The following is a 3028-nucleotide window of genomic DNA, read 5'->3' on the forward strand; positions in this document are numbered from 1 at the left end:
CAGAATGTCAAGAAGCATATAAATTTGCAGAAGAGACTAAATGTATTTTAAGTTATGAGAGAAGCTTTATGCGTCCTATATTCGAATGAACATACATTAAAGTTGAAAAATAATCTATACATACCTTGTTAAGCTAACAGGTGCGTTAGTTTATTAAAAAGGCTGCCAATTGGCGGCCTTTTTAATAAACAAAATTACAGACAAAAATAATCCCTTACAACACCGTATATATTGGACTGAACTTGCTCATTATATAGGTAGCGAGTACGTAACGGTTGAGCCCGAAATTATATAGATCCTAAAAAGGATCTATATAATTCAGCCAAAGATTGTATATAGGTGATTTAGAAATATATGATCTTATGCAATCAGAGGAAGATTTTATATGGTAAAGAAAGGTTTTATGACAGTCGTATCTCTAGAAGATATTATTGTCATAAGGTCCCAACTTATCATATAGGGTCGAGCGAAGATCATATCGAGTGCCGAAGACTTCATTGAGCAAACGATTCAATTAAAGTTAACGTTCATATACAGCCGAAAGGTTGTATATGGGTGTACAGGTATTTTATATGGTCGAACGAACCATTATTATGGGTGGTGAACTGTTTATTTATGGTCGAAAGATCATAAATAGGTAATCAACTATTCATATTAGTGCAAGGTAGATCGTTACGTACTCGTGTTGGATACATCTTTAATAAAGGATCAGTGAGCTTAGCTCACTGATCCTTTATTTTTTGCTTCTGATAATCCGACTGATGTTAAATAGATTGCTTGCTAATTTAATGTTGGAGGACGAAGAAAGTGAGAACAGCTTGATTAACTTTGTCTTATAACAGGTGAATAGAGTATATAATTAGACTCCAGATAGGGGGGGAAATAAAAATGAAACCAGATGAAACAGAAGAGTTTATTTTACTAAATCAGATTGTTGTAACGGAAGATTTTTTAAATTCGAATCCAAGTGTTGAAAAAACACAGCAAGTCTTAAATCATGTTAAACGGACAGGCTGCTTAGATGAACCCATTACGATTAATAGGGATAAAAAGATCCTTAAGGATGGTTACAGACGATATATTGCAGCTCAAAGGGTGGGGATGGATCTAGTCCCTATTGTTTATGAGAAATAAACTTTTACATTATCAAAAATAGAAAAGAGAGGACTTGTACTTCAATAATTGAGGTTCCTGCGGCAACCTTTTTTCTTGTGGAACTAAAGGGGCAGGTTAGCTAAAGTACAATTGTATATATTTTCATAAATCGGGAAAATATATAATTAAGAACAAGAAGGAGGTAACAAATGGAAGTAAATATGAGTGTTGAAGAAGTCGTGAATCAAATTTCTGAATTAGTAGAAAAAGAAGGGAAGCCACCTCGGAAGAAAGAGGTAAAGAAGTCAGATCCGGAGTTAATGAAAAATGCATTGTATTATTTTCCTAGTTGGGATTATGCAGTAGAACATAGCGTTGGATCTTAAACATAAACGAATACATAAACATTTATTTTCCCAATTTCCTGCCCATTTGAATAGCAGCTTGGTATCAAGACACGCTAAATCTCTTTGGATACGCAAACCATGTTTGGGGTAATACTATAATTCGAAACACCTAAATGGTTTTACTGCAATTGCCTCTGTTACCAGCCTTAAAAAGTTGGGCAGGGGTTATTTTGCGTTAGAACTGCCCCTAGTACCCCAAGTGAATAGTGATTTGAATGGGAGTAGATTGCTTTTTACAGTCGATAAACACTGTTCATAATAGTACACTTTTACGAACTTTTTTTGATTGTTACTTCTTTAAAAAGACTCTGTTAAACAATGCTTTTGATTTTTCTTATACTATTTTTAGCAGAAGCCGCCATATCCATGACCGCCGGCACAACCTGACATATCGAAACATCTCCTTATTTGTTTTTTAAGGAAGAACTTAAATGGGTTATAATGTATAATTATTACAAAAGAGAGAGGGATATTATATTTTGCAGAAGTTTCAGATGCACCATTAATTCAGGATTTAATGATTAAGACTTTTATGGAATATAAAGATGAATTTCCCTCATCAAGTGCCTTAGAGGAGACCGTACATTAGAAGAAATTTACGTTATTTAACGGGTATAGTGATGATTGAAAAGGGGGGCGATTTAATGATGGAATTAGGAACATTAGGCGCTTTTGCTCTAGTATCTTTAGGGATGGTCTGTTCACCTGGTCCTAATATGATTTATTTAATATCTAGAACAATTTCGCAAGGTAAAAGGGACGGGATAATTTCTCTTTTAGGAGTAATTACTGGTTTTTTGATTTATATCATCGCTACAATGTTGGGCTTATCCTTCTTGTTCGAATTAGTTCCAGTAATGTATGACATCATTAAATGGTTAGGTGTTATCTACTTGTTGTGGTTAGCTTGGAATGCAATAAAACCAGGAGCAAGTTCAATCCTGGAGCCACAGCATTTAGCCGTAGAGTCACCAAAAAAACTATATGTTATGGGCCTTATGACAAATTTGTTAAATCCAAAAATTGCGGTCTTGTATGTTTCACTTTTACCTCAATTTATGGATCCTAATAGTGGTTCACTGCTTGTTCAAACTGCTCAATTAGGAACGGTGCAAATTTTTGTTAGCTTTTCTGTAAATTTACTAATTGTTTTATTTGCTGGGCAGGTCGCGGTTTGGGTTGGAAGAAGACCTTTTTTGGTTAAAATTCAACGTTGGTTCATGGCATCTGTTTTAGGTGCCTTAGCTGTAAACTTAGCTTTTCATGAAAAAAAATAAAGAAGAGTTTTATTAGCTCCTCTTGTTTTTATCACGAAAGAAAACGTGTGTTTAAATACGGTGGCTGTATTTAATGAATGCTTAATCAACAAAATCAGCTTGTATTTATTATTTGTGAAAAAATGTACTTAAACTAACGGGTGCGTTAGCTGAAGATCAGAGCTGTCTTTAAGGCAGCTTTTTCGTGCGCCCGGCATGGGTGCAATCTATAGGGTGAAAGTCCCGAACCATGAAGGCAGTAGTAGTGGT

At 34.8% G+C, this 3028-nt stretch carries 3 protein-coding genes; all 3 read left to right on the top strand.

The genetic code is table 11. The annotated features are described in order from the left end of the window. Positions 1 to 888: 888 nt before the first annotated feature. The 3 genes from N9I19_RS24285 (at position 889) to N9I19_RS24295 (ending at position 2779) form a co-directional block, all read left to right on the top strand. The gene (locus N9I19_RS24285; RefSeq protein WP_317779264.1) at positions 889 to 1134 is read left to right on the top strand and encodes a ParB N-terminal domain-containing protein; all 246 of its coding nucleotides are present in this window, start codon (positions 889 to 891) and stop codon (positions 1132 to 1134) included. Positions 1135 to 1304: 170 nt separating this feature from the next. After that, positions 1305 to 1481: a hypothetical protein gene (locus tag N9I19_RS24290; RefSeq protein WP_167555982.1), complete on the top strand. Its 177-nt coding sequence runs from the start codon at positions 1305 to 1307 to the stop codon at positions 1479 to 1481. Between the two features lie 665 nt (positions 1482 to 2146). Beyond that, the gene (locus tag N9I19_RS24295; RefSeq protein ID WP_317779265.1) at positions 2147 to 2779 is read left to right on the top strand and encodes a LysE family translocator; all 633 of its coding nucleotides are present in this window, start codon (positions 2147 to 2149) and stop codon (positions 2777 to 2779) included. The last annotated feature ends 249 nt before the right edge of the window (positions 2780 to 3028 follow it).

This window comes from Peribacillus sp. CSMR9 (genome assembly GCF_033141925.1).
Lineage (GTDB): Bacteria > Bacillota > Bacilli > Bacillales > DSM-1321 > Peribacillus > Peribacillus simplex_A.